The 25,876-nt window shown below is 64.4% G+C and carries 23 protein-coding genes; 3 read left to right on the forward strand and 20 right to left on the reverse strand.

Annotated features, from left to right (window positions below; translation table 11 throughout):
* Nucleotides 1–127 precede the first annotated feature (127 nt).
* A complete protein-coding gene (ppsA, locus tag YWC_RS0110320; RefSeq protein ID WP_084416378.1) occupies nucleotides 128–2,566 on the reverse strand; it encodes a phosphoenolpyruvate synthase in 2,439 nt (812 codons plus the stop codon).
* A gap of 182 nt (nucleotides 2,567–2,748) precedes the next feature.
* Here ppsA and ppsR point away from each other — a divergent pair, with 182 nt between their 5' ends.
* Nucleotides 2,749–3,609: a posphoenolpyruvate synthetase regulatory kinase/phosphorylase PpsR gene (gene ppsR, locus YWC_RS0110325; RefSeq protein WP_027865290.1), complete on the forward strand. Its 861-nt coding sequence runs from the start codon at nucleotides 2,749–2,751 to the stop codon at nucleotides 3,607–3,609.
* A 459-nt stretch (nucleotides 3,610–4,068) separates the two neighbouring features.
* On the opposite strand, the gene YWC_RS29030 is transcribed toward ppsR, so the two are convergent.
* The 19 genes from YWC_RS29030 to rpsB all read right to left on the reverse strand — a co-directional run bounded on the left by YWC_RS29030 (nucleotide 4,069) and on the right by rpsB (nucleotide 22,097).
* Nucleotides 4,069–4,581, reverse strand: a complete 513-nt coding sequence (locus YWC_RS29030) for a GNAT family N-acetyltransferase (RefSeq protein ID WP_036214015.1) — start codon at nucleotides 4,579–4,581, stop codon at nucleotides 4,069–4,071.
* A gap of 292 nt (nucleotides 4,582–4,873) precedes the next feature.
* Entirely contained in the window at nucleotides 4,874–5,185 is a 312-nt protein-coding gene (locus YWC_RS0110335; protein WP_027865291.1) for a hypothetical protein, read from the reverse strand.
* 140 nt (nucleotides 5,186–5,325) lie between these two features.
* Complete coding sequence (locus YWC_RS0110340; protein WP_027865292.1) at nucleotides 5,326–6,531, reverse strand: EAL domain-containing response regulator; 1,206 nt, start codon at nucleotides 6,529–6,531, stop codon at nucleotides 5,326–5,328.
* Between the two features lie 51 nt (nucleotides 6,532–6,582).
* Nucleotides 6,583–7,368, reverse strand: coding sequence for a TrmH family RNA methyltransferase (locus YWC_RS0110345; protein ID WP_027865293.1), 786 nt, complete (start codon nucleotides 7,366–7,368; stop codon nucleotides 6,583–6,585).
* A 10-nt stretch (nucleotides 7,369–7,378) separates the two neighbouring features.
* On the reverse strand, nucleotides 7,379–8,026 hold the full coding sequence (gene rnhB, locus YWC_RS0110350; protein WP_084416379.1) for a ribonuclease HII: 648 nt from the start codon (nucleotides 8,024–8,026) through the stop codon (nucleotides 7,379–7,381).
* A gap of 7 nt (nucleotides 8,027–8,033) precedes the next feature.
* Nucleotides 8,034–9,194 carry a lipid-A-disaccharide synthase gene (gene lpxB, locus YWC_RS0110355; RefSeq protein ID WP_027865295.1) on the reverse strand — a complete coding sequence of 387 codons (1,161 nt, stop codon included), beginning with the start codon at nucleotides 9,192–9,194 and terminating at the stop codon, nucleotides 8,034–8,036.
* On the reverse strand, nucleotides 9,178–9,966 hold the full coding sequence (gene lpxA / locus YWC_RS0110360; protein WP_027865296.1) for an acyl-ACP--UDP-N-acetylglucosamine O-acyltransferase: 789 nt from the start codon (nucleotides 9,964–9,966) through the stop codon (nucleotides 9,178–9,180). The genes lpxB and lpxA overlap by 17 nt, the downstream gene beginning before the upstream one ends.
* Nucleotides 9,966–10,454: a 3-hydroxyacyl-ACP dehydratase FabZ gene (fabZ, locus tag YWC_RS0110365; protein ID WP_229413069.1), complete on the reverse strand. Its 489-nt coding sequence runs from the start codon at nucleotides 10,452–10,454 to the stop codon at nucleotides 9,966–9,968. The genes lpxA and fabZ overlap by 1 nt, the downstream gene beginning before the upstream one ends.
* Entirely contained in the window at nucleotides 10,451–11,500 is a 1,050-nt protein-coding gene (gene lpxD, locus YWC_RS0110370) for a UDP-3-O-(3-hydroxymyristoyl)glucosamine N-acyltransferase (RefSeq protein WP_027865298.1), read from the reverse strand. The genes fabZ and lpxD overlap by 4 nt, the downstream gene beginning before the upstream one ends.
* Nucleotides 11,501–11,563: 63 nt before the next feature.
* Entirely contained in the window at nucleotides 11,564–12,037 is a 474-nt protein-coding gene (locus YWC_RS0110375) for an OmpH/Skp family outer membrane protein (RefSeq protein ID WP_229413070.1), read from the reverse strand.
* Nucleotides 12,038–12,138: 101 nt separating this feature from the next.
* Complete coding sequence (bamA, locus tag YWC_RS0110380; protein ID WP_027865300.1) at nucleotides 12,139–14,475, reverse strand: outer membrane protein assembly factor BamA; 2,337 nt, start codon at nucleotides 14,473–14,475, stop codon at nucleotides 12,139–12,141.
* Nucleotides 14,476–14,549: 74 nt separating this feature from the next.
* Complete coding sequence (gene rseP / locus YWC_RS0110385; protein WP_027865301.1) at nucleotides 14,550–15,890, reverse strand: RIP metalloprotease RseP; 1,341 nt, start codon at nucleotides 15,888–15,890, stop codon at nucleotides 14,550–14,552.
* 4 nt (nucleotides 15,891–15,894) lie between these two features.
* Entirely contained in the window at nucleotides 15,895–17,070 is a 1,176-nt protein-coding gene (gene ispC / locus YWC_RS0110390) for a 1-deoxy-D-xylulose-5-phosphate reductoisomerase (RefSeq protein WP_027865302.1), read from the reverse strand.
* A 32-nt stretch (nucleotides 17,071–17,102) separates the two neighbouring features.
* Nucleotides 17,103–17,933, reverse strand: coding sequence for a phosphatidate cytidylyltransferase (locus tag YWC_RS0110395; RefSeq protein ID WP_027865303.1), 831 nt, complete (start codon nucleotides 17,931–17,933; stop codon nucleotides 17,103–17,105).
* 21 nt (nucleotides 17,934–17,954) lie between these two features.
* A complete protein-coding gene (uppS, locus tag YWC_RS0110400) occupies nucleotides 17,955–18,707 on the reverse strand; it encodes a polyprenyl diphosphate synthase (RefSeq protein WP_036214019.1) in 753 nt (250 codons plus the stop codon).
* 105 nt (nucleotides 18,708–18,812) lie between these two features.
* A complete protein-coding gene (frr, locus tag YWC_RS0110405; RefSeq protein WP_027865305.1) occupies nucleotides 18,813–19,373 on the reverse strand; it encodes a ribosome recycling factor in 561 nt (186 codons plus the stop codon).
* 35 nt (nucleotides 19,374–19,408) lie between these two features.
* Nucleotides 19,409–20,125 carry a UMP kinase gene (gene pyrH, locus YWC_RS0110410; protein WP_027865306.1) on the reverse strand — a complete coding sequence of 239 codons (717 nt, stop codon included), beginning with the start codon at nucleotides 20,123–20,125 and terminating at the stop codon, nucleotides 19,409–19,411.
* 163 nt (nucleotides 20,126–20,288) lie between these two features.
* Entirely contained in the window at nucleotides 20,289–21,194 is a 906-nt protein-coding gene (gene tsf / locus YWC_RS0110415; protein ID WP_027865307.1) for a translation elongation factor Ts, read from the reverse strand.
* Between the two features lie 153 nt (nucleotides 21,195–21,347).
* A complete protein-coding gene (gene rpsB / locus YWC_RS0110420) occupies nucleotides 21,348–22,097 on the reverse strand; it encodes a 30S ribosomal protein S2 (protein WP_027865308.1) in 750 nt (249 codons plus the stop codon).
* 317 nt (nucleotides 22,098–22,414) lie between these two features.
* On the opposite strand from rpsB, the gene map reads away from it, so the two are divergent.
* Together map and YWC_RS0110430 are read left to right on the forward strand one after the other, a co-directional pair.
* Nucleotides 22,415–23,251, forward strand: coding sequence for a type I methionyl aminopeptidase (gene map / locus YWC_RS0110425; protein WP_027865309.1), 837 nt, complete (start codon nucleotides 22,415–22,417; stop codon nucleotides 23,249–23,251).
* 14 nt (nucleotides 23,252–23,265) lie between these two features.
* Nucleotides 23,266–25,860 (forward strand): [protein-PII] uridylyltransferase, encoded by a 2,595-nt coding sequence (locus YWC_RS0110430; RefSeq protein WP_051306376.1) that lies wholly within the window; start codon nucleotides 23,266–23,268, stop codon nucleotides 25,858–25,860.
* The last annotated feature ends 16 nt before the right edge of the window (nucleotides 25,861–25,876 follow it).

The raw sequence follows: 25,876 nt of genomic DNA on the forward strand, positions 1-25,876 counted from the left end.
CGATGCGCTTGCTTATTGTGTGCTTTCTGGCAAAGAGTTATCGATGCCAGTGTAGCAGGTCCAGACAGGAATAAAAGATCCTCCGTTGACGTTTATCGCAGGCGCATAGACATACGGTTGAGGCTGATCAAGCCCGGCCGGCAGCCAGCTTCTGCCAGGTCTCGATCACCGAGTCCGGATTGAGCGACATCGACTCGATGCCTTGCTCCACCAGCCACTCGGCGAAGTCCGGATGGTCCGACGGCCCCTGGCCGCAGATGCCGATGTACTTGCCCTGGGCGCGGCAGGCCTTGATGGCCAGGCTCAGCATGGCTTTCACGGCCGGGTCGCGCTCGTCGAAGTCCTTGGCCAGCAGCTCCATGCCGGAGTCGCGGTCCAGGCCCAGGGTGAGCTGGGTCAGGTCGTTCGAGCCGATCGAGAAGCCGTCGAAATACTGCAGGAACTGTTCGGCCAGGATGGCGTTGGAAGGCACTTCGCACATCATGATGACGCGCAGGCCGTTCTCGCCGCGCTTCAGGCCGTACTTCGCCAGCAGCTCGATGACCTTCTCGGCCTGGCCCAGGGTGCGCACGAACGGGATCATGATCTCGACGTTGGTCAGGCCCATGTCTTCGCGCACGCGCTTCATGGCCAGGCATTCCATCTCGAAGGACTCGGCGAAGTCCTCGGCCAGGTAGCGGGCGGCGCCGCGGAAGCCCAGCATCGGGTTTTCTTCGTCCGGCTCGTAGCGCGAACCGCCGATCAGCTTCTTGTACTCGTTCGACTTGAAGTCGGACAGGCGCACGATCACCGGCTTGGGCCAGAAGGCCGCGGCGATGGTCGCGACACCCTCCGCCAGCTTGTCGACATAGAAGGCGCGCGGCGAGGCGTGGCCGCGTGCCACCGATTCGACCGCCTTTTTCAGGTCGACGTCGATGTTCGGGTACTCGAGGATGGCCTTCGGGTGCACGCCGATGTTGTTGTTGATGATGAACTCGAGACGCGCCAGGCCGACGCCGCCGTTCGGCACCGACTGGAAGTCGAAGGCCAGCTGCGGATTGCCGACGTTGAGCATGATCTTGGTCGGGATCGGCGGCAGTTCGCCGCGCGAGACTTCGGTGATCTCGGTTTCCAGCAGGCCGTCGTAGATCTTGCCCTCGTCGCCTTCGGCGCACGACACGGTAACAAACGTGCCGTCCTTCAGGGACTCGGTAGCATCGCCGCAGCCGACCACGGCCGGCACGCCAAGTTCACGCGCGATGATCGCCGCGTGGCAGGTACGGCCGCCCCGGTTGGTGACGATGGCCGAGGCGCGCTTCATGACCGGTTCCCAGTTCGGGTCGGTCATGTCGGCCACCAGGACGTCGCCCGGCTGCACGCGTTCCATCTCGCTCGGGTCGTGGATCACGCGCACCGGACCGGCGCCGATCTTCTGGCCGATCGCGCGGCCGCTCGTCAAGACGGTGCCGGTGCCCTTCAGGCTGAAGCGCTGCTGGGCGTCGGTGGCCTTCTGCTGCGACTTCACGGTTTCCGGACGCGCCTGCAGGATGTACAGCTTGCCGTCGCGGCCATCCTTGCCCCACTCGATGTCCATCGGACGGCCGTAGTGGTTCTCGATGATGACGGCGTACTTGGCCAGCTCGACCACTTCGGCGTCGCTCAGCGAATAGCGGTTGCGCATCTCGATCGGCACGTCGACGGTGCGCACCGAGCGGCCAGCCTTGGCTTCGCTGGTGAACTCCATCTTGATCAGTTTCGAACCGATGTTGCGGCGGATGACAGGCAGCTTGCCCTGGGCCAGCATCGGCTTGTGGACGTAGAATTCGTCCGGGTTCACCGCGCCCTGCACCACCGTCTCGCCCAGGCCGTAGCTCGAGGTGACGAAGACTACATCCTTGAAGCCCGATTCGGTATCGATGGTGAACATCACGCCCGCGGCGCCCGTGTCCGAACGCACCATGCGCTGCACGCCGGCCGACAGCGCCACTTCGGCGTGGGTGAAGCCCTTATGGACGCGGTAGGAGATTGCGCGGTCGTTGTAGAGGGAGGCGAAGACGTGCTTCATGGCTTCGAGCACGTTGTCGATGCCGACCACGTTCAGGAAGGTCTCCTGCTGGCCCGCGAAGGACGCGTCCGGCAAGTCTTCGGCGGTGGCCGAGGAGCGCACGGCGAAGGAGACTTCGGTATCGGAATCGGCGACCAGGCGCTCGTAGAAGGCGCGGATTTCCTGTTCCAGGCGCGGCTGGAACGGGGTGTCGACGATCCACTGGCGGATCTCGGCGCCGGCGCTGGCCAGCGCGCGCACGTCGTCGATGTCCAGGCCTTCCAGGCGCGTGGCGATGCGCTGGGCCAGCGAAGGCCCGCCAATGCTGTGCTCCAGGAAGTCGCGGAAGGCGTCGGCCGTGGTGGCGAAGCCGCCCGGCACGCGCACGCCGGCGCTGGCCAGCTGCGAGATCATCTCTCCCAGCGAGGCGTTCTTGCCGCCGACCGACTCGACGTCGGTCATGCGCAGGTTTTCGAACGATGCTACGTAGACCCGTGATGCTTGCTCAGGCTCCTTCAATGCTGCTACAGACAGGTTAGTCATGGTGATACACCCTTACTTGAGATAGAAACCTTTTGGCTGCTAAATGCATCGTGCGGGACGACGGGGTGTTCTTGTTATTCTGGCCGTCGTGCAGCACAATGCAGAACCGTTGCCGAGCATTTTACCGCGTGAGCGGCAAACCACGCTGCAACTTTGTCAGGACGACTTAGTATTTCGACACCATGATCGTAGAAACCACCGCTTCGCCCGCCCCGGGTTCCGCCCCCTCCTCGCGCACCGTCTTCTTCGTCTCGGACGGGACCGGCATCACGGCGGAGACCTTCGGCCACGCAGTGCTGAGCCAGTTCGAGATGCGTTTCCGCCAGATCCGCCTGCCCTTCATCGACTCGGTCGACAAGGCGCACGAGGCCGCGCGCCGGATCAACGACAGCTTCGCGCGCGACGGCCAACGGCCGATCGTGTTCTCGACGCTGGTGAAGCATGACCTGTCGAGCATCATCCGGGCTGCGCGCGGCATGCACATGGACCTGTTCCAGACCTTCGTGTCGCCGCTCGAGCAGGAACTGGGCGTCAAGTCGACGCACACGATCGGGCGCATCCACAATGCAGTGGACACCGAGGAGTACAAGAACAGGATCGAAGCGATCAACTTTTCGCTGGCCCATGACGATGGTCAGTCGCACAAGAACCTGGCCGAGGCGGATGTGATCCTGGTCGGGGTGTCGCGCTCGGGCAAGACGCCGACCAGCCTCTACCTGGCGATGCAATATGGCCTGAAGGCAGCGAACTATCCCTTGATCCCCGACGACTTCGAGCGCGGCAAGCTGCCCTCTTCGCTGCCGCCGTTCAAGGCCAAGCTGTTCGGGCTGACCATTACCCCGGAGCGCCTCTCGCAGATCCGCAACGAGCGCCGCGCCGGCAGCAAGTATGCGTCGATCGAGAATTGCCGCTACGAAGTGAACGAGGCGGAAGCGATGATGCGCCGCGAGGGCATCCGCTGGCTGTCCTCGACCACCAAGTCGATCGAGGAAATCGCCACGACGATCCTGCAAGAGATCAAGCCGGACCGCCGGGAATACTAAAGGTCTGCGAGAGCGGTGTAGCCAAGCGAAGGTGCGCACTGCACTGCCCCGACAGCGCAGCCAAGCCCGACGGGCTCTCACAGCATACGTTCGATCGGGGTCGTCGCAGAAGCGTCTCGTGGATACGCTACCAGACACCGGGTGGCATCCATTCGAGAAGGCGACGCCGGCACGCCATGCCGCTGCCGCTGCCCAGCTCGCGCGGCAGGTATTCCCATGTATTCCAGTCAGGGTCGCGCGGTCATCGCTATGTGGACGGCCGCCTTTTGCGATCGACCGGAAGACGAGCGGCTATACGCGACCACAGGTCCTTGGGGAAGGACTGCTTGGACCATGGCATCAGTCCGTCTACGACGACGTAATGTCAGTGCCTTCACTGAGCCCGCGTACGTGCGCGTTCGACCCGAAGCAGACCTTCGTTTGACCGCGCTTCGGTCGTCGAAATCAGGCGGCAACCGACTAAACGACCTCGATCCAATAGCGCCGCGCCAAGTGCCCTTCATCGAAGGTAGTGCGCTCAAATACGCCCCCATTCGATTCGATGACTTTCCAAGATCCCACATTTTCGTCCTTACACGTGACAAGGATGCGGCAAAGACCGATTTTTTTCGCTTCAGGAATAGCAAGGGCCAGCATTTTTGTCGCGTACCCCTTACCCCGTTCGCCCGGGCAGATGCCGTAGCCAATGTGGCCACCAGTCTCTATAAGGTTCGGATGATTGATGTGGTGGCGAATCTGTATCGCGCCAAGAAGTTTCGAACTCTCGGTATCGGCGAGAAAGAACAAGTGCGCCGGCACTTTTCCTGGATCCGGTTCGGTTGGTTCGCCCTGGACAATCGAAAGGAATTCATCGAAATTCCTTCCCGCGAAAAGCTTGCCCGGCGACGTGGGCGTCTCAGCATTACGCCACCGTCGAATCATGTCTTCGTAAGCAGCGCGATGTCGTTCGTTCGGGAACTCCAGAGTTAGCATAAGGAAACCATAAAAAATTGATGCTTCAGCGCGAAGTATTTAGGCATCAAGCCAATTTCGCTGACCTGATGAACGACTGCTTAAGGCCGTTTGCTTCCGTTCAGCGTCCCATACCTTTTTACATTGCTGTGTAAATCTCAACTAGTGCCGGCATTTTCATCCTTAGGTTGGCTTATAAATTGGATCGTCTCACCAACCCTCAACGTTTCCCAACGTGGGGCACGAATTTCCTCAAAATCCCATCTTAAATACTCAAGCTCCAACACTCGGCTGTTTTGGTCTCCAAACAAAATTATCGAGATGTGCGCGCCGTCAATGTCGAGATGTCGAGTTCTAACTGCTCCGCGAGGAAGAAATGGCAGAAAATTTCAATCGGGCCGTCCAACGAAATCGACAACAGATGCGATCCTTCACGATTTTTCAGAACGTTGTGCAATCCCGGGAATGGGGTCGCCATTCCGTCAAAGGTGTACGAGCATTCGTATTGGCTGAGCAGTTGGTCGAAGCGATCCCAGTGCACAGCTTCCGTATCCTGCACGTAGATGTCCCGGAGCGACCCATCGCGTTCCCACAGTCCGGCTACTTCGTGGAAGTTTGGTTTCATGCAAGTGGATAACCGGCTGGTGGGTATGGGTGTTGAATATCCGCTCCCGCGCCGACGGCAGACGGCCATACGCCTCCGTGCACGAGCATATCGCCGCTAGAGCCCGCAACAGCGTTTGTGCAGGCGTCCTAAATGTCGAATCAGAAAAAGTGCCGCCAATCCTCAAGCCAGCCGGGGAAGGCCCCCGCTTCCATCGGATTGGCAATGTGGTAACCCTGGGCGTAGGTGCAACCGAGGTTCTGCAGGAAATCCCAGTCCTGGCGCGTTTCCACGCCGACCGCGACCGACATGCGGTCCAGGCTGTGCGCCAGGCCCAGGCAGGAACGCAGCACCGTGCCCAGCGGGCGGCGCTTGGAGGCGCCGTCGACGAAGCTGCGGTCGATCTTCAGTTCGGTGAACGGGATGCGCGCCAGCAGCTGCAGGTTCGAGCGGCCGGTGCCGTAGTCGTCGATCGCCAGGCCGAAGCCCACCATGCGCAGACGCACCAGCCGCTCGATGAATTCCGGGTCGGTGTTCAAGACCGAGGATTCGGGCATCTCGAAAGTCAGGTATTCCGGCAGGATGCGGTGGCGCCCGATACAGGCGGTGATCTGGCGCACGAAAGCCGGGTGCGCCAGCGTCTCGGGTGCGAGGTTGATCGAGATTGGCACCGGAATGCCCTGGTCCTGGAACCAGCGGCAGCGCTCGCTGGAGAGCTCGATCATGCTCCAGTCAAGGAAATCGACGCGGTTGTTCTGCTCCAGCGCATCGATGAAGGATCCCGGCCCCAGCACGCCGTGCTCGGGATGGCGCCAGCGGGCGAAGGCTTCCAGGCCCTTCACCTGCCCGGTGGCGAGCTCGATCTTGGGCTGGAAGAATGGTTCGAACTGGCGCTTCTGCAGGCCGATACCGATCTCCTGGAAGGAGAAGCTCGGGCCCTTCGGCACGCCGTTGCTGCGCGCGAGCGGGGTGTAGTTGTCGAGCAGGGGCTTGAGTTTCGCGGAGGTGATCGGCTTGGCCGTCGTGCCCAGCAGGTCGACACCATAGGCCTGGGCCAGGGTCTCGACCGAGAACAGCAGCCCGGCCGGCTGGGCGCCGGTGACGATCAGGCGCAGGCCCTCTGCGGCAGCGCCCAGCGCACCAAGATTGCGGATCAGTTCCAGGCCGTCCATGCCGGGCAGGGCCAGGTCGACGATCGCGACGTCCACTTTCGGCGAGAAGCCGGCTTCCAGCCGCTGCAGCGCCAGGTGCCCATCCGGCACGTCGGTCACGCGGCGCGCGCCGAGCTGGCCGAGCAGCTCGACCAGCGACCTGCGCTGGGCAGCGTCGGCTTCCGCCACCAGGAAGTGCAAATGCGCGATGTCCATCTTTACTCCAGTTAATCAGCCGCCAGATTACCCTGAAGGCCGAGCCGCCGTCTACGCCTGCGTTTGCCGCAGCTGCTCGAAAAAGCACACCGCGGCGCAGGCGGCCACGTTCAGCGACTCCACCTTGCCGGCATGGGGAACGGCGACGCGGTGGGTCGCCAGTTCGAGCAGTTCCTGCGAGACGCCCTGCCCTTCGTGGCCCAGGATCCAGGCGACCGGGCGGCGCAGGTCGAGCGCATACAGGCGCTCGGCGGCGTAGCCGCTGGTGGCCAGCACCGGAACGCTGGCCGCCCGCACCAGCGGCGCGAGCTCGATGCTCTCGAAGATGTCGAGCACGAAGTGGGCGCCCATCGCGGCGCGCAACACCTTGGGCGACCAGCAGAAGGCGGTGCCCGGGCTGCAGTAGACTTGCTTGATGCCGCTCGCTGCGGCGCTGCGCAGGATCGAGCCGACGTTGCCCGGATCCTGCACGCCATCGAGCAGCACGCTCGATTCCACCAGGCCGGGCGCCCTGGAGGGCACGGGCGAGGCGATCACGAACACGATGTGCACGCCGTGCTCGACCTGGCTGATGGCGCCGAACAGCGCATCCGGCAGCGCCGTCACGTGCGCGTGCAAGGCCTCGACGCGGGCGACGATGGCGGCGACTTCGGGATTGCCGAGCGCGCCCTCCGACACCACGCAATGCTCGGGCGCGCCGCGCAGCTCGAGCCAGCTCTGGCACAGGTGAACGCCGTCAAGCAGGCTGCGCCCGGCCTTGCGGCGCGCCTGCGAGCTGGTGGCGAGCCCCTTCAGTTCTTTATAAAACGCGTTGTCGCGCGAGCTGACGTGCTTCATGAGCCGAACCTCATGCGGCGGCAAACAGGTCCGGCTGCAGCAGCCCGCGCACCGGCGCGAACGAGCGGCGGTGCACCGGCGACGGGCCGTGCAGGCGCAGGCGTTCCAGGTGCAGCGGCGTCGAATAGCCCTTGTGCTGGTCGAAGCAGTATTGCGGGTACTGTGCATGCAGCTGCACCAGCGCGGCGTCGCGCGCGGTCTTGGCCAGGATCGAGGCGGCCGAGATCGCATTTACCTTGTCGTCGCCTTCCACCACCGCATGGGCGCGGATCTCCATCGGCGGGCAGCGATTGCCGTCGATCAGGGCGATGGTCGGGAGCGTGGACAAGGCTTCCACGGCGCGCCGCATCGCCAGCATGGTGGCGTGCAGGATGTTCAGGGTGTCGATCTCTTCGCAGGAACACTCGGCGATGGCCCAGGCCAGGGCATGCTCCTTGATCAGCGGGGCCAGTTCGTCGCGCCGCGCTTCCGTCAGTTTCTTGGAGTCGCGCAGGCCCTCGATCGGCCGCTTCGGGTCGAGGATCACGGCGGCGGCGAACACGGGGCCGGCCAGCGGACCGCGCCCGGCTTCGTCCACGCCGCACACGATGTCGGCGTCAGTGAACGGCCGCAGCCGTGGCGGCAGGCCGGGATAGAGGTTGATTCGCTTCTTACTCACTGTGTGCTCACTTCTTACGTCCAATCACGCGGAGCACTGCGTCCGCGCTCGCCTCGGCGCTGTTGCGCAGCAGGCTGTGGTGCATCTCAAGGAAACGGCGCGCCAGGGCCTCGCTCCCGGCCGGATCGTCCAGCTGGCGCCAGACCGCATCGGCCAGTGCCTGCGGCGTGGCCGCATGCTGAAGATACTCCGGAACGACGAATTCGCGCGCCAGGATGTTCGGCAGGCCGATCCAGGGCTGGTAGCCCATGTGGCGCATGATCTGCCAAGAGGCGCCCATCACCTTGTAGGCGATCACCATCGGCTTCTTGAACAGCGCCACTTCCAGCGTCGCCGTTCCCGAAGCGACCAGCACCGCGTCGGCCGCTGCGATGGCGGCATGCGACTGCCCGTCGACCAGGCGTACCGGCACGTCGCTCAGGCCGGCCTTGTCCAGGATGTCGGCGTAATAGGCGCGCTGGCGCTCGCCCGCCATCGGCGCGATGAATACCAGGCCCGGGTCGCGCTGGGCCAGCAGCTTCGCCGCCGCCACGAAGGGCTCGGCCAGGTACTTCAACTCGCCCATGCGGCTGCCCGGCATGATCGTCACCACCCGCGCATCGTTGGCGATGCCCAGCTGCGCGCGTGCGGCCGCCACGTCGGGCTTGAGCGGAATCATCTCGGCCAGCGGATGCCCGATATAGGTCACCGGCACGCCGGCGGCGCGGTAGATCGCTTCCTCGAACGGGAAGATCACCAGCATGTGCGAGACGGCGCGCTTGATCTTCTTGATGCGTCCGCCGCGCCAGGCCCAGATCTGGGGGCTGACGAAGTGGACGGTCGGGATGCCCTCGGCGCGCAGCTGCTCCTCCAGGCCCAGGTTGAAGCCCGGGTAGTCGGCGCCGATGAAAGCGGCCGGGCGCTCGCGCAGCAGGCGGTCGCGCAGCGTGTTCTGGATGCCCTTGATCTCGCGGTAGCGTGGGATGATCTCGAACAGGCCGCGCACGGTGAGCGTCTCGATCGGCACGTCGCTGTGCATGCCCTGCTCGATCATGCGCGGCCCGCCGATGCCGTGGAAGCGCACGTTCGGCAGCTGCGGACGCAAGCCCGCCATGAGGCGCGCGGCGAGCATGTCGCCGGACACCTCGCCGGCGACCATCGCTAGCGAGACCTCAGCGGACGATGCCACGGGTGGCGCTGTCGAGGAATTCGCGCATGGCGCGGATATCGGCCGCTGCGGCGGCCTGTTCGGACTCGAGCGCCAGCAGTGCAGCCTTGGCTTCCTCGAGGGTCAGGTTCGAGCGGTACACCAGCTTGTGGGCGCTGCGGATGCCGTCGATCTGCTCGCGGGTGAAGCCGCGGCGCTTCAGGCCTTCGATGTTGACGCCGCGCTGGCCGGCCGGATTGCCCGACACCAGCACGAAGGGCGGCACGTCCTGGGTCAGGCTGGTGTACATGCCAACAAAAGCGTGGGCGCCGATCTTGCAGAACTGGTGCACGCCGGCGTAGCCGGACAGGATGGCGTGGTCGCCCACGTGCACGTGGCCGGCCAGCTGGGCATTGTTCGAGAAGATCGTGTGGCTGCCAACCTGGCAGTCGTGCGCCAGGTGCACGTAGGCCGAGATCCAGTTGTCGTCGCCCAGGCGGGTGACGCCGACGTCCTGGGCGGTGCCCAGGTTCATGGTGACGAATTCGCGGATGGTGTTGCCGTCGCCGATTTCCAGGCGGGTCGGCTCGCCCTTCCACTTCTTGTCCTGCGGCGCGGCGCCGATCGAACAGAACTGGAAGAATTTGTTGTCCTTGCCGATCGTCGTGTTGCCTTCGATGACCACGTGCGGGCCCACCACGGTCCCGGCGCCGATGCGCACGTCGGGGCCGATGATCGAATACGGGCCGACCTCGACCGAGCTGTCCAGCTCGGCCTTCGGATCGACGATCGCGCCAGGATGAATCTTGCTCATTACTGCCCCGCTGCTTCGTTGGCGCGGATGGTGCACATCAGTTCACCCTCGACCGCGACCTTGCCGTCGACGCTGGCGACAGCCTTGTACTTCCAGATGCCGCGCGACACGCGCAGGATCTCGACTTCCATCTTGAGCTGGTCGCCCGGCTCGACCGGACGCTTGAAGCGCGCGTTGTCGATGCCGACGAAATACACCACCGAATTCTCGTCCGGCTTGACGTTCATGGTCATGAAGGACAGGATCGCGGCGGTCTGCGCCATCGCTTCGATCATCAGGACGCCCGGCATCACCGGCTTGTGCGGGAAGTGGCCGTTGAAGAATTCCTCGTTGACGGTGACGTTCTTGATGGCGGTGATGCGCTTGCCCAGCTCGACGTCGAGCACGCGGTCGACCAGCAGCAGCGGATAGCGGTGCGGCAGGTATTCCTTGATCGCGTTGATGTCGAGGGTCTTGATGTCGGCGGTGGTCTGGACTTCGGTGGTCATTTTTGTTCTGTCAGTGTTTTGATGGTTTTTTCAAGCGTGCGGATCTTCTCGCGCATCGAGGCCAGGTTGCGCACGATGGCGGCGCTGCGCTCCCATTCGGCGTTCTTGGCCAGCGGGTAGAAGCCGGTGTACTGCCCCGGCTCGAGCACCGAGCGCGACACCATGCTGCCCGAGGAAATATGGACGTTGTCGGCGATCTCGAGGTGGCCCAGCACCATGGCCGCGCCGCCGAAGGTGCAGCCCTTGCCGATCTTCGCGCTGCCGGCCACGCCGACGCAGCCGGCCATGGCGGTATTCGCGCCGATGTGGCAGTTGTGGCCGATCTGGATCTGGTTATCGAGCTTGACGCCATCTTCGATGATGGTGTCGGCCAGCGCGCCGCGGTCGATGCAGGTATTGGCGCCGATGTCGACGTCGTCGCCGATCACTACGCGCCCGGTCTGCGGGATCTTGATGTACTTGCCGCCCTCGACCGCGAAGCCGAAGCCGTCGCCGCCGATCACGGCGCCGGAATGGATCACGCCGCGCGCGCCGATCGAGCAGCGCGCGTGGAAGGTGGCGTTCGCGAACAGGTGGGTGCCTTCGCCGATGCGCGCATCGCTGCCGACGAAGCAGCCGGCGTCGATGACGACGTGGGCGCCGATCACGGCGCCGGCTTCGATGGTCACGTGCGGGCCGACGTGGGCGGTCGGGTCGACCGTCGCATCGGGCGCGACCACGGCGCTCGGGTCGATGCCGGGCGCTTTCGGCGTCTCGGAGAGCGACACGAAATACTGCGCGGCGCGGGCGAAATAGGCGTAGGGGTTGGTAGTGACGATGCGCGCGCCCTCGTAGGTCGCGGCAACGCTCGGGTCGTCCAGCGGCGACAGGATCAGTGCGGCGGCCTGGCTTTGCGCCGCCAGGGCACGCAGCTTGCTGTTGCTGAGGAAGCTGATGTGGGAGGCGCCCGCGCTGTCGAGCGGCGCGATGGCCGAGACGATCAGGTCCGGGTCGCCCACCAGCTGTCCGCCGAAGCGCTCGACCAGGTCTTGGAGTCGAATGCCCATGTTGGAGTGTCGGGTGTCAGTCAAAATGTGCTGCGTCTTTACTTGTGCTGCCGCCGGAGCGGATTACTTGTCCAGCAGCTTCAGGATCTTGTCGGTGATATCGATGCGCGGGCTCGACCAGGCGGCTTCGGCCAGCACGGCGTCCAGGCGCTCCTGCTCGGCGACCTGCTCGATGATCTTGTAGGCACGCGTCGCGATGGCGGCGCGCTCTTCGTTCTTGCGCTGCATGAGGTCTTCCTGGAACTCGCGCTGCATGCGCTGCACGTCCTTTTCCATGTTCAGCAGTTCGCGCGCGCGGCGGGTGCGTTCCACGTCGTTCAGGCCGGCCGCTTCGCCGTCGAACTTCTCCGACATCTGCTTGAGCTTGGTGACCGTTTCCTCGACCACCTTCTGGCGTTTCGAAAATTCGGCCTGGATGCGGGCGTCGGCCGTCTTCGCCATCTTCGATTCGCTCATCAGGCGCTCGGTGGCGACGAATCCGATCCGGCCGGTGCTCTGGGCCTGGGCCAGCGGCGCTGCGCACAGCGCGGCCAGCATCAGTGTCCGGAGCAAAGGCCGGGGCAACGTGGCTTTCAGCATTTTCAACATCTTTCTCCGTATATCGGTGGAGCCTGACTGAACGGCCCCATTCCGGCCGGTCAGAAGCCGGTACCCATCTGGAACTGGAAGCGTTCCAGTCGGTCGCCCGGCAAGGCGTTCAAAGGCTTAGCATAACTCAACTTCAGCGGACCGACCGGGGAAATCCACGACAGGCCGATACCTGCCGAGAAGCGCATCCGGTTCAGGCGGATCTTCTCTTCCTCCTGGTAGACCTGGCCGCCGTCCACGAAGGTGAACCAGCGCAGGCTGCGGTCGGTGCCGCCGCCCGGGAACGGGAACTGCAGTTCCGCGTTCGCGATCAGGCGCTTGGAGCCGCCCACCGCGTCGTAGTAGTTGGGGTCGACCACGCCCAGCGAGGAGCTTTCGTAGCCGCGCACCGAGCCGATGCCGCCGGCGTAGAAGTTCTTGAACACCGGATAGTTGCTGCCGCCGATGCCCTTGCCGTAGTCGAATTCGCCGCGCAGCGCCAGGGTCATCCAGCGCGTCAGCGGGCGCCACCACTGGTGTTCGTACACCAGGCGGTAGTACTTGGCGTCGCCCAGTGCGTCGATTTCGAGGTTGGCGCGCTGGTAGCGGCCGCGGGTCGGCGTCACCGCGCTGTCGCGGGTATCGCGGCCCCATGCGGCGGTCAGCGGGATGGCGAAGGTCGAAGCCTTGCCGACGCCGTCGGCCGGGCCGCCGTTGTCCGAGACGAAGGTCTTGTACAGGGTCGGCGAGGTGAAGTCGGTTTCGATCTGGGTGCGTTCCAGGCCGGCGCCGAAGAACACGGTGTCGTTTTCCGAGAACGGCACGCCGAAGGTCATGGTGCCGCCGGTCTGGCGCACCGTGTACAGGCCGAGGTTGAGCGCCGGCGGGCGCATCGTGCGCAGGTAGAGCTGGAACGAGCGCGAGATGCCGTCGTCGGTGAAGTACGGATTGGTCTGCGAGAACGCGATCGTCCGGTTGTACTTGCTGGTATTCAGTTCCAGGCCGATGGTGTTGCCGCTGCCGGCGAAGTTGGCCTGCGAGATCGAGGCGGTGAAGGTGAACTTCTCCGACTGCGAGAACGCGCCGCCGATCATGAAGTTACCGGTCGGCTTCTCTTCGACCACCAGGTTCACGTCCACCTGGTCGGTGGTGCCCGGCGACTCCGGGGTCTCGACCTTCACGTCCTTGAAGTAGCCGAGACGGTCGACACGGTCGCGCGAGAGCTTGACGCGGTTGGCGTCGTACCAGGAGCTTTCGAACTGGCGGAACTCGCGGCGGATGACTTCGTCGCGGGTCACGGTATTGCCCGAGATGTTCATGTGGCGCACGTAGGCGCGCTTGCCCGGATCGATGAAGAAGGTGAACTTGGCTTCGCGCTTCTCGCGGTCGATCTCCGGGTTGGCGGTGACGTTGGCGAAGGCGTAGCCGAAGGAACCGAGGCGGTCCGAGATCAGCTTGTTGGTCGCTTCCATCAGGTCGCCCGAATAGGTCTTGCCCGGCTGGAGCAGGATCAGCTTGCTCAGTTCTTCTTCGCGGCCGAACATCTCGCCTTCCAGCTTCACGCCGGAGACGGTGTACTTCTCGCCTTCGGTGACATTGATGGTCAGGTAGATGTCGCGCTTGTCCGGGGTGATCGAGACCTGGGTCGATTCGACGTTCGCTTCCAGGTAGCCATTGTTCAGGTACAGGGACTTGATCGCCTCGAGGTCGCCGGTCAGCTTCTGCTTGGAATACTGGTCGGCCTTCGAGTACCAGGTGAACCAGCCCGACTTGGACAGCTGCAGCACTTCGCGCAGCTGCTTGTCGCTGAAGGCCTTGTTGCCGACAAAGTTGATCTGGCGGATCTTCGCCACGTCGCCTTCGTCGACGTTGAACATGATCGTCACGCGGTTGCGCTCGATCGGCGTAACGGTGGTGGTGATCTTCACGCCGTACAGGCCGTGCGACAGGTACTGGCGCTTGAGCTCCTGCTCGGCGCGGTCCACGGCCGCCTTGTCGAAGATCTTGGTCTCGCCGACGCCGATCTCGCCCAGCGCCTTGACCAGCATGTCCTTCTCGAATTCCTTGGTGCCGGTGAAGTCCACCGAAGAAATGGCGGGTCGTTCCTCGACCAGCACCACCAGCACGCCGTTCTCCTCTTCCAGGCGGACGTCCTTGAAGAAGCCGGTCGCGAACAGCGCCTTGATGGCGGTGGTCGCACGGGCATCGTCCATGGTTTCACCCACGCGCACCGGCAGGTAGCTGAACACGGTGCCTGCTTCCGTACGCTGGATGCCTTCGACCCGGATGTCCTTGACCACGAACGGGTTGGCGGCAAGGGCATTGCCGGCGCAAAGCGCCAGCACGGCTGCGCCAATCATGCTGCGACGGATGAACGGCAGGGCGAAACGATCAGGTTGTGAATTCATTGGCTGGATTTCTGGTCAGTCATTGGACAACATACATATTCTTTTGCCGGTGCGCGGTCCCTGCTTGGGCACCGCTAGAGCAACCGCACCAGGTCATTGAAGACGGCGAGCGCCATCAGCATGAACAGCAGGCCGACCCCGAAGCGCTGCGCATATTCTCCAACGCGCGCAGGGAGGGGACGCCCGGTCAAAACTTCCAGCGAATAATACAGTAAATGGCCACCATCCAGAACCGGAATTGGTAACAAATTCATTACGCCTAAGCTAATACTAATAAATGCGATGAACTGCAAATAGGTGGCCAGGCCAATGCGTGCGGTCTGCCCTGCATAATCGGCGATGGTGATCGGGCCGGTGACGTTCTTCCACGAGGCTTCGCCGGTGATCATACGGCCGATCATCTTGATCGTCATGACGCTGGTCTCCCAGGTCCGCTCCGCGCCCTTGGCAATTGCCTCGAAGGGGCCCGAGCTCACGGTCACCATCTCGACCGGCTGCGACAGCATCACCTTGGCGACACCGCGCCCGCTGGCCGCGTCCTTTTCCGGCGTGACGGCCAGCGCCACCACGCGCCCTGCCCGCTCGACTTCCAGCTGCACGGTGCGTCCGGCCGCTGCGCGCATGGTCTCGGTGAAGGCCAGGCCGTCCTCGACCGCCTTGCCGTCGGCGCGCAGCACCAGGTCGCCGGCCTGCAGGCCGGCGCGCTCTCCTGCCCCACCCGGCAGCACCTTTTCGATGCGGGGGCGCGCGCGCCACAGGTCCAGGCCCAGCGCTTGGGTCACGTCGCCTTCGACATCCAGCTTCGCGATACGTTCCGCGGGGATGGTGGCGCTGTAGCCGCCGCCGCCCTGGGCGCGCAGCTCGAGGCGCGCATCCGTCTTGTCCACGGTGGCGTGGATGATCTGCCAGCGCAGCTCGGCCCAGGACTGGACCGGGTTGCCGTTCACCGCCACCACGGTGTCGCCGCCGCGCACGCCGGCCAGCTGCGCCGCCGTGCCCTGGGGCGCAGCGCGCAGGCGCGCCGAGGGTTCCTCGACGCCGTGCATGAAGAGCACCGCCATCAGGCCGATGGCCACCAGGAAGTTGGCCAGCGGGCCGGCCGCCACGATGGCGATGCGGCGCCATACGCTCTGGCGGGTGAACTCGCGGTGCAGTTCGGATTCGTCCTTCGGCGCCGTCTCCGGATCGCGCGAGTCGAGCATCTTGACGTAGCCGCCCAGCGGCAGGGCCGAGATCGCCCACTCGGTCTGGTCCGGCCCGAAGCGGCGCGACCACACCACGCGGCCCATGCCGATCGAGAAGCGCAGCACCTTCACGCCGCAGGCGCGGGCCACCAGGTAGTGCCCGAGTTCGTGCAGGACGATCAGCGGTCCGAGGGCCAGTGCGAAGGCCAGGATGGTATAGAGCAGGCTCATGGCTTCAAGCCCGCAGGCGAGCGATCACGGACTTAGCCGCGGCGCGGGCGCGCGCATCCTGGGCCAGCACCGCCTCGATCGATGGCGCCGGACCATGCGGCACGGCGTCCATCACCTCGGCGATCACGCGGTCGATGTCGCGGAAACCGATCTCGCGCTCGAGGAAGGCCTGCACCGCCACTTCGTTGGCGGCATTGAGCAGGGCCGGCGCAGTGCCGCCCGCGCGCAGCGCGTCGAACGCCAGCGCCAGGCAGGGGAAGCGCTCGAAGTCGGGCTGGTGGAACTGCAGCGCGGCCATCGCGGTCAGGTCGAGCTGGGGCACGCCGGAAGCGATCCGCTCCGGGAAGGCCAGCGCGTGGGCGATCGGGGTGCGCATATCGGGATTGCCCAGCTGGGCCAGCACCGAGCCGTCGGTGTAGGAGACCATCGAGTGGATCACGCTTTGCGGGTGGATCACGACCTCGATCAGGTCGGCCGGCGCGCCGAACAGCCAGTGGGCCTCGATCACTTCCAGGCCCTTGTTCATCATGGTGGCCGAATCGACCGAGATCTTGCGGCCCATGACCCAGTTCGGGTGCTTGCAGGCTTCGTCGGGCGTCACCGCCTCCAGGGTCTCGACGGCGCGCTGCAGGAAGGGGCCGCCGGAGGCGGTGAGCAGGATCTTGGCCACGCCGGCCGCCTGCGGGTCGCGCGCGTAAGTGGCGGGCAGCGACTGGAAGATCGCATTGTGCTCGCTGTCGATCGGCAGCAGGGTCGCACGGTGCTCGCGCACCGCGTCCATGAACAGCTGGCCGGACATGACCAGGGCTTCCTTGTTGGCCAGCAGGACCTTCTTGCCGGCGCGCGCGGCCGCCAGGGTCGGCGCCAGGCCGGCGGCGCCGACGATGGCGGCCATCACGGTGTCGGTGTCCGGGCTGGAGGCGATCTCGCACAAGGCCTGCTCGCCATGGTCGACATGGATGTCCAGGCCCGCCAGGAGCTGCGACAGGCGCCCTGCCGCTTCGGCCGTGCCGACCACGGCGCGCGCCGGCTTGACGCGGCGGCAGGCGTCGGCCAGTTCTTCCACGCGCCCGTGCGCGCTCAGCGCGTACACACGGTAGCGGTCGGGGTGGCGGGCGAGAACGTCGAGGGTCGAGGCGCCGATCGAGCCGGTGGCGCCCAGGATGGTAATGCGCTGCATTGCGGGATTCCTTTATTGCTGGCAGCTTGCTGCTAGAGCCGGGAGCCGATCAGGGCTGCCAGGGGCAGGACCGGGACGAGCGCGTCCACGCGGTCCAGCACTCCGCCATGGCCAGGCAGCAGGTTGCTGCTGTCCTTCATGCCGGCGCGGCGCTTGAGCTGGGATTCGAACAGGTCGCCGACCACGCTGGCCGCGACGATGAGGATGAGCACCACGTACAGCGCGGCCCAGCCGAGGCTGGCCTGCACCTGCGCGGCGAAGGTGCCGGCCATCGCGTCACCACCCAGCGCGATGCTGAGGGTGGCCAGGACCAGCACCGCAATGCAGCCGCCGATCGCGCCTTCCCAGGACTTGCCCGGCGAGATCGAGGGCGCCAGCTTGCGCTTGCCGAAGGCCTTGCCCGAGAAATAGGCGAAGATGTCGGCGGCCCACACGATCGCCATCACCGACAGCAGGTAGAGCGGCGACAGGCGGTACATCTCGACGATGGCCGCGAAGCAGCCGACCACGGCGACGGCGTAGACCAGGCTGAGAAAGGTGTTGGCGCTGCTGTTCAGCGGCGGCAGGCCGACCTTCAAGGAAGGCGCGAAACGCAGCGCCCACACCAGCACGCTGATCGCGAACCAGAAGGTCGGGTTCGGGCTCGGCGCAATGAAGAAGGCGTACACGAAGGCCGCGGTCCAGAAGGCGGCGATCAGCGGCGCCTTGGCGGTCTCGGGATTGAACAGGCGGAAGCACTCCCAGATCGCCGCCCCGAAGAAGCAGGATGCGACCACCGCGAACGCCGTGTAGTTATTGAAGTACAGGACCGGCAGCAGGACTGCCAGCAGTGCGAGCGCGGTGATGATCCGGGTTTTCAGCATTGTCGATATGGGCTTCGGGTCTTAAACCTTGGACTTCTTCGCGACCTGGTCGCCGGTCTGGCCGAAGCGGCGCTCGCGCTGCTGGAAGGAGTCGATCGCTTCGTCCAGCGAGGCTTTGGAAAAGTCGGGCCAGAAGGTCTTGGTGAAATACAGCTCCGAATAAGCGAGCTGCCACAACAGGAAGTTCGAGATGCGCTCCTCGCCGCCGGTACGGATGAACAGGTCGGGCTCGGGCGCGTAGGCCATGGCCAGGTGCGGGGCCAGCATCTCTTCGGTGAAATCGGTCACGCCAGGATTGGCCGCCACCATCTTGCCCGTTGCCTGCATGATATCCCAGCGGCCGCCGTAGTTGGCGCATACGCTGACCGTGAGGCGGGTGTTGTTGGCGGTGCGGCGCTCGGCCGCGTTGATCATGTCCTGCAGCTTGGCGTCGAAACGGCTCAGGTCGCCAACCACCTTCAGGCGGATGTTATTGGCATGCATCTTCGCCACTTCGCGCTCGAGCGCGGTGACGAACAGGCGCATCAGGAGCGAGACTTCCTCGGCCGGACGGCGCCAGTTTTCGGACGAAAAGGCGAACAGCGTCAGGTATTCCACGCCGCGTTCGACGCAGTGCTCGACGACACCGCGCACCGCCTCCACGCCCTTGACGTGGCCGGCCACACGCGGCAGCAGGCGCTTGGTCGCCCAGCGTCCATTGCCATCCATGATGATGGCGATGTGGCGCGGCACCTTCGGCGCTTCGGGAATGACAGTGGTCGAACTTTTGAACATCTTTGCTTCCAGCTGGGTCTTAAAGGGAGTCGGACCGGCCGCGGCAACAAAACCGGGGCCGGTCCGCCTGGGTGCGGAGCGCGAAGCGCTCCGCAAGGCCCAGTATTACACCGTCATGATGTCTTTTTCTTTATCGGCCAGCAACTTGTCGATCTCGGCAACGAACTTGTCGGTCAGCTTCTGGATCTCGTCGCTCGAGCGGCGCTCGTCGTCTTCAGACGCGGTCTTGTCCTTGACCATTTTCTTGACGGCTTCGTTGGCGTCGCGACGGATATTGCGCACGGCAATCTTAGCGTCCTCGCCTTCCGACTTGGTCAGCTTGACCATTTCCTTGCGGCGCTCTTCGGTCAGCGGCGGGGTCGGCACGCGGATCATGTCGCCCTGCGACGACGGGTTCAGGCCCAGGTCGGAGTCGCGGATCGCCTTTTCGATGGTGCTCCCCATCTTCTTTTCGAACGGGGCCACGCCGATGGTGCGGGCGTCGATCAGGGTCAGGTTGGCGACCTGCGACAGCGGGACCGGCGAACCGTAGTATTCGACCATCACGGAATCGAGGATGCCGGCGTGGGCGCGGCCGGTACGGACCTTGGCCAGGTTGGCCCGCAGGGTCTCGATGGACTTGGTCATGCGCTCCTGCGCGTTCTTCTTGACGTCAGCTAAGGACATGCTGCACTCCTATATTTTAATTTTTGAAACAAAACTCAAACGTGTACCAGTGTACCCTCGTCTTCACCCATGATCACGGCTTTCATTGCGCCGGGCTTAACGATGGAGAAGACCTTGATCGGCAGCTTCTGGTCACGGCACAGGGCGAACGCGGTAGCGTCCATCACCTGCAGGTTCTTGGCGATCGCCTCGTCGAAGGAGATCGAATTGTAGCGGGTGGCGCTCGGGTCCTTCTTCGGGTCGGCGGTGTAGACGCCGTCGACCTTGGTTGCCTTCAGGACGATCTCGGCCGAGATCTCGGCGCCGCGCAGGGCGGCGGCGGTGTCGGTGGTGAAGAAGGGGTTGCCGGTGCCGGCGGCGAACACCACGACCTTGCCCTCTTCCAGGTACTGCAGGGCCTTCGGGCGCACGTAGGGCTCGACCACCTGCTCGATGCTGATCGCCGACATCACGCGCGCGGTGATGCCCACGTGGCGCATCGAATCGGCCAGGGCCAGGGCGTTCATGACGGTGGCGAGCATGCCCATGTAGTCCGCGGTGGCGCGGTCCATGCCCTGGGCGCCCGGGGCCACGCCGCGGAAGATGTTGCCGCCGCCGATCACGACCGCCACCTGCACGCCCAGCTTCGCCACTTCCGCCACGTCGGCGACCATGCGGTCGATGGTGGCGCGGTTGATGCCGAACTGGTCGTCACCCATCAGCGCTTCGCCAGACAGTTTGAGGAGGACTCGTTGGTAGGCTGGTTTTGTCATGATGAAGCGGCTCCTATGTTGTGTTTCGAATTCGGGTCCGACCGCCGGCTCGTGGCCGACGATCTCATCTGCAAAACAGATGGCTGTTCGGGCTGCCGCTCCGCGCCTACCGACGCACGCGGCAGCACCCTACAAAAACGGGCCTTTCGGCCCGCTTTGTTGATTACTGCTTGTTGGCAGCCATCTGGGCTGCGACTTCTGCTGCGAAGTCGTCCACCTTCTTCTCGATGCCTTCGCCGACGACGTACATCGTGAATGCCTTCACGCTGGCGTTCGAGGCCTTCAGGTACTGCTCGATCGACTGCTTGTCGTTCTTCACGAATGCCTGGTTCAGCAGCGAGACTTCCTTCAGGTACTTCTGCACCGAACCGTCGATACGCTTGGCGACGATCTCGGCCGACTGCGGCTGCTTGCCTTCGGCGACGGCCTTGTCGGCGTCTTCCTGGGCTTTCAGCTGGGCAACCGAACGCTCTTTCTCGATCAGTTCAGCAGGCACTTGCTCTGCCGACAGGGAAACCGGCTTCATTGCAGCGATGTGCATCGCCACGTCCTTGCCGACCTGGTCGTCGCCTTCGAACTCGACCATGACGCCGATACGGGCGCCGTGCAGGTACGAAGCCAGCTTGGCGGTGGTTTCGAAGCGCTGGAAGCGGCGAACGGTCATATTCTCGCCGATTTTACCGATCAGTGCCGTACGCACGTCATCGAAGGTCTTGCCTTCGTGCGACAGGGCTGCCAGGGCGGCGACGTCGGACGGGTTCTGCTCGGCGACCAGGCGGGCTGCCAGGTTGGCCATGGCCAGGAAGTCGTCGTTCTTGGCGACGAAGTCGGTTTCGCTGTTGATTTCAACCAGCGCGCCGATGTTGCCCGAGATGTAAGCGGCGACCACGCCTTCGGCGGTGATACGCGATGCTGCCTTCGATGCCTTGCCGCCCAGCTTGACGCGCAGGATCTCTTCGGCACGGCCCATGTCGCCTTCGGCTTCGGTCAGTGCTTTCTTGCATTCCATCATCGGCGCGTCGGTCTTCGCGCGCAGTTCACCAACCATCGCTGCGGTAATAGCTGCCATGTTGAATTCTCCCAAATATTTGATGTAGAGGCCCACATGTCCCACGGACATCCGGACGATAATTTATTGCTAAGCGTCGTGCTTGAAAAAAGGGGCGCTCGTGCTATGGCTCGGCGCCCCTTCGATACTCAGGCAGGTCTCACCTGCCCTGCATTACGCCTGCTCGGAAACTTCGACGAAGTCGTCGCCAGCGGCCTTGACCATCTCAACGACTTCGTTGGTGGCGTTGGCGCGGCCTTCCAGGATCGCATCGGCGACGCCGCGTGCGTACAGGGTGATCGCCTTCGACGAGTCGTCGTTACCCGGGATCACGTGGGTGACGCCTTCCGGCGAGTGGTTGGTATCGACCACGCCGATGACCGGGATGCCCAGCTTGCCGGCTTCGGTGATGGCGCCCTTGTGGTAGCCGACGTCGACGACGAAGATCGCGTCCGGCACGCCGCCCAGGTCCTTGATGCCGCCGATCGACTTCTGCAGCTTGACCAGTTCGCGCGAGAACATCAGCGCTTCTTTCTTCGACAGCTTCTCGACTTCACCCGATTCGATCTGGGCTTCCATGTCCTTCAGGCGCTTGATCGAGGTCTTGATGGTCTTGAAGTTGGTCAGCATGCCGCCCAGCCAGCGCTGGTCGACGTAAGGCACGCCTGCGCGCTGTGCTTCAGCGGCGATGATGTCGCGGGCCTGGCGCTTGGTGCCGACCATCAGGATGGTGCCGCGGTTGGCCGAGATCTGCTTGATGGTCTTCATCGCATCCTGGTACATCGCCATGGTCTTTTCCAGGTTGATGATGTGGATCTTGTTGCGATGACCGAAGATGAACGGTGCCATTTTCGGGTTCCAGAAACGGGTCTGGTGGCCGAAGTGGATACCGGCTTCCAGCATTTCACGCATAGTAACGGACATGTAATTCTCCAGGGTTGGGTCTTGAACGTAGCCAGTCACCTAGCAGGCACCCTTTGGCGGCCACGTTCGCGATTTCATTTAAAAGATGATTTTTACAACATTGCTCGATGCGAATACGAGCAACCCGAGATTCTAGCGGGATTTGGTCCATGTTTCAAGGGTTCTGTAGCGTGGGCGGGTCTCCCGCCCACGCGGCGATAGCTGCAAGTTAAACCGTCGCGGCGGTGCCGGCGGTAGTTAACCGCGTGGGCGGCATAGCCGCCCACCCTACGAAACCCTTATAATGGCGCAATATCACACATTTGCAGGATAAGAATATGGCCTCCATCCCCAAGACCCCGGAAGAAATCGAAGGCATGCGCGTCGCCTGCCGGCTCGGCTCGGAAGTGCTCGACTACATCACGCCCTTCGTCAAGCCCGGCGTCACTACCGGCGAACTGGACCGCCTGGCCAAGGACTACATGATCAACGTGCAGGGCACCGTCCCGGCCACCCTGAACTACGCGCCGCCGGGCTACCCGCCCTTCCCCGGCTCGATCTGCGCCTCGGTCAACGACGTCATCTGCCACGGCATCCCGGGCGAGCGCGTGCTCAAGAGCGGCGACGCGCTGAACATCGACATCACCCCGATCACCAAGGAAGGTTTCCACGGCGACAACAGCCGCATGTTCCTGGTCGGCGAGCCCTCGATCCTGGCCAAGCGCCTGTCCGAAGTCACCTTCGAATGCATGTGGCTGGGCATCGCCAAGGTCAAGCCGGGCAACCGCCTGGGCGACATCGGCTTTGCAATCCAGCAGCACGCCGAGAAGCACGGCTACAGCGTGGTGCGCGAGTTCTGCGGCCATGGCGTGGGCCGCGTGTTCCACGAAGAGCCGCAGGTGCTGCACTACGGCCGTCCCGGCACCGGCGAAGAGCTGGTTCCCGGCATGATCTTCACCATCGAGCCGATGATCAATGCCGGCCGCCGCGAGATCCGCGAGATGCCGGACGGCTGGACCATCAAGACCAAGGACCGCAGCCTGTCGGCCCAGTGGGAGCACACCGTGCTGGTCACCGAGACCGGCGTCGAGGTGCTGACCATGTCGGCCGGCAGCCCGCCGCCGCCCGCCATCGTGCTGCCGCTGCTGGACCAGGGCGCCGCGGTTCCGGCCTGAGCGAAGGAAGCGTCATGGGCCAGTCCGCGCTCCTCGACAGCTCGCTTGGCGAGCTGCGCCAGCGGTTGAAAAACCAACTGAGGACCGAGCGCCAGGCCCTGATCGACGCCTTCCACCAGGACGGCAAGCCGGAAAAGCTGCTGCGCGGCCTGCGCAACTGCGTCGACGGCATCCTGCTCGAGGCCTGGCACGCGGCCGGCCTGCCCGCCAATACGGCGCTGGTCGGCGTAGGCGGCTACGGCCGCGGCGAACTCTTCCCCTATTCCGACGTCGACCTGCTGGTCCTGCTGGGGCAGCCGGCCGACGCCCTCACCCAGGCCAAGCTGGAAAGCCTGGTACAGCTGTTCTGGGACCTGGGCCTGGAAATCGGCCACAGCATCCGCACCGTGGACGAGTGCCTGGTCGAGTCGCGCGCCGACATCACCGTGCAGACCAGCCTGCTGGAAGCGCGCCTGGTGGCCGGCGACGAACTCCTGTTCGACGAGCTGCGCCGGCGCTACCGCGAGGCCCTCGACCCGCAAGCCTTCTTCCAGGCCAAGACCGCCGAGATGCGGCTGCGCCACGCCAAGTACGAATACACCGCCTTCGCCCTCGAGCCCAACGTCAAGGAAAGCCCGGGCGCGCTGCGCGACCTGCAGGTGATCATGTGGGTGGCCAAGGCCGCCGGCCTGGCCGAATCCTGGAGCCAGATGGCGCGCGCCAAGCTGATCACCCGCGCCGAGGCGCGCCAGCTGATGGAAAAAGAGTACGCCTTCAAGGACATCCGGGTGCGCCTGCACCTGCAGACCAAACGGCGCGAGGACCGCCTGGTGTTCGACGTCCAGACCGCGATCGCCAGGACCTTCGGGCTGGAGAACGCCGAAGGACGCCGCGCCAGCGAATTCCTGATGCAGCGCTACTACTGGGCGGCCAAGGTGGTCACCCAGATGAACACCATCATGCTGCAGAACATCGAGGCGCAGCTGTTCCCGCGCCCGGCGGCGCGCATTCCCCTCGGCGGCGACTTCAAGGAGCATTTCGACGAGGTCAACGGCTTCATCGACATCGCCCACGACGACAGCTTCGAGCGCCACCCCTCGACCGTGCTGGGCGTGTTCGTGGCCATGACCGAGCGCCCCGACATCAAGGGCATGACGGCGCGCACCATCCGCGCCCTGTGGCATGCGCGGAACGTGATCGACGACGCCTTCCGCGCCGATCCAGCCAACAAGGCCCTGTTCCTGCGCATCCTGAAGGCGCCGGTGGGCCTGCTGCACGCGCTGCGGCGCATGAACGACATGGGCGTGCTGGGACGCTACCTGCCGGCCTTCCGCAGCATCATCGGCCAGATGCAGCACGACCTGTTCCATGTCTACACGGTGGACCAGCACATCATGATGGTGGTGCGCAACCTGCGCCGCTTCACGATGCCCGAGCACGCCCACGAATACCCGTTCTGCAGCGGGCTGATCGCCAATTTCCGCGACCGCTGGCTGCTCTACGTGGCCGCCCTGTTCCACGACATCGCCAAGGGGCGCGGCGGCGACCATTCGGAACTGGGCATGCAGGACGCGGCCGACTTCTGCCGCGGCCACGGCATCGGCGAAGAAGATACCGAGCTGGTGGTGTTCCTGGTGCAGCAGCACCTGACCATGTCGACGGTGGCCCAGAAGCAGGACCTGTCGGACCCGGACGTGATCCAGGCCTTCGCCAACCTGGTGAAGGACGAACGCCACCTGACCGCGCTCTACCTGCTCACGGTGGCCGACATCCGCGGCACCAGCCCCAAAGTGTGGAACGCCTGGAAGGCCAAGCTGCTCGAGGACCTGTACAAGGTGACCCTGCGCGTGCTGGGCGGCGAGCCGCACAGCGCCGACCGCGAACTGCGCGCGCGCCAGAAGGAAGCGCTGGCCACGCTGCGCCTGTTCGGCCTGTCCGCCACCGCCCACGAGGCCTTGTGGAAGCAGCTCGACGTGGTCTATTTCCTGCGCCACGACGCCTCCGACATCGCCTGGCAGACGCGCGCCCTGCACGACAAGGTCGACAGCATTAAACCGGTGGTGAAGGCGCGCCTGGCGCCGATCGGCGAAGGCCTGCAGGTGGCGGTGTACGTGAAAGACCAGCCGGACCTGTTCGCGCGCATCTGCAGCTACTTCGACCGCAAGAACTTCAGCATCCTCGACGCCAAGATCCACACCACGCGCCACGGCTACGCGCTCGACTCCTTCCTCGTCACCGAGGACAACTTCGCCGGCAGCTACCGCGACATCATCAGCCTGATCGAGCACGAGCTGTGCGCGCAGCTGCTGGCCCAGGAAGCCCTGCCGCCGCCGACGCGCGGGCGCCTGTCGCGCCTGTCGCGAACCTTCCCGGTCACGCCGACGGTCGACCTTCGACCCGACGAGCGCGGCCAGTTCCATGTGCTGTCGGTGGCCGCCAACGACCGCCCGGGCCTGCTGTATGCGATCGCCAGCGTGCTGACGCGCTACCGCATCAACCTGCATACCGCCAAAATCATGACGTTAGGCGAGCGTGTCGAGGACGTGTTCCTGATCGACGGCGCCGCGCTCAACAACCCACGCAGCCAGGTGCAGCTCGAGACCGACCTGCTCGACGCCCTCAAGATTTAACCTTCTTTTTTTGTTT

The organism is Massilia alkalitolerans DSM 17462 (assembly GCF_000427785.1).
Lineage (GTDB): Bacteria > Pseudomonadota > Gammaproteobacteria > Burkholderiales > Burkholderiaceae_D > Telluria > Telluria alkalitolerans.